Origin of the sequence: Microbacterium sp. (genome assembly GCF_031988965.1) — a bacterium.
In the GTDB taxonomy this organism is placed as follows: domain Bacteria; phylum Actinomycetota; class Actinomycetes; order Actinomycetales; family Microbacteriaceae; genus Microbacterium.
Map to the genome: position 1 here is coordinate 3,663 of NZ_DALZXX010000133.1, position 1,370 is coordinate 5,032.

Consider the following 1,370-nt stretch of genomic DNA (forward strand, 5'->3'; position numbering starts at 1 on the left):
CGCCAGCAGCGGAGCGAGCACGGCGATCGGGTTGCCCTGCGACGTCGACACGAGGTCGTAGTCGTCGATGAGCACGAAGCCCTCGGCGCCCGTCCACCACGACCGCGTGCGCAGCTGCTCGGGAGTGACGTCGGCACCGGGGATGCGACTCCGGAAGAACTGGGCGAGCTCGCTCATTCCACCCTCGGTCATCTCGTGCGAGGTCAGGTACGCGCCGAGGTACTCCTGGGGGATCTCGCCGAGCAGAGCGCGCCGGTAGTCGACCACGAAGATCTTCGCCTCGTTCGGCCCGTACAGACGGGTGATCTCGTGCACGACTCCGCGCAGCATCGAGGACTTGCCGGAGTCGGCGTCGCCGTAGAGGTAGAGCAGCGGCTCGGCGATCGGGTCGATCGAGAACGGAGCGAGATTCGCCTCGTCGATGCCGAGCAGGATCTCGCGCGGCTCGGATCCGTCGGACGATGCGGCCGCGGCGACGGCACGCAGGTCGGCATGCCCGATCTGCGAGGGCAGCAGACGCAGCTTCGGTCCTGCGGGGCCGTGCCAGGCCGCCGCGACCCTGCCCGCGAGGTCGTCGATGCCGTCGGAGAGCGACGACGCGTCGTCGACGCCGTCGATGCGGGGCAGCGCGGTCAGCATCTGCAGACCGTTGTCGTTGAGGCCGCGACCCGGGAGCGATGTGACGTTCTCGGCCGCCTTGCGGTTGACCTCGGAGTCCGACGGGTCTCCGAGGCGCAGCTCGATGCGCGTGCCGATGAGGTCCTTGAGGTTCGCGCGCACCTCCATCCACCGCGACGCCGTGATCACGACGTGCACTCCGTACGTGAGACCTCGCGCCGCGATCGCCTGGATCTGCGGCTCGAGCATGTCGAACTCGGCACGCAGGGTGCCCCAGCCGTCGACCACGAGGAAGATGTCGCCGTAACCGTCGTCGGCCATGCCCTGCGCGCGCCGCTGCCGGTACGTGTCGATCGAGTCGATGCCGTTCTGACGGAAATACACCTCACGCGCGTTGAGCAGGCTCGTGACCTCGGCCACGGTGCGGCGCACGATGTCGGGCTCCGACCGGGTCGCGACACCGCTCACATGAGTGAATCGCTGCAGGCCGGCGAAGCTGCCGCCGCCGAAGTCGATGACGAAGAACTGCACCTCCTGCGGAGTGTGCGTGAGCGCCAGGGCGACGAGCGCGGTGCGAGCGAGGGTGCTCTTTCCGCTGAGCGGTGCACCGACGATCGCCATGTGACCCGCGGCGCCGCCCAGTGACACCGCGAGGGTCTCGCGGCGCTGCTCGAGCGGCACGTCGACGATGCCGAGAGGAACCGTGAGCGCCGCCGCACCTCGCCACCGCGGCGAGATCAGCCCGAGCGCGG

1 protein-coding gene is annotated in these 1,370 nt (G+C 69.4%); it reads right to left on the bottom strand.

Features of this window, described 5'->3' with window-relative positions:
* Positions 1-1,370: type VII secretion protein EccCb (gene eccCb, locus RTM68_RS15470; RefSeq protein WP_312172582.1), on the bottom strand; the 1,370-nt coding region annotated here is incomplete at both ends.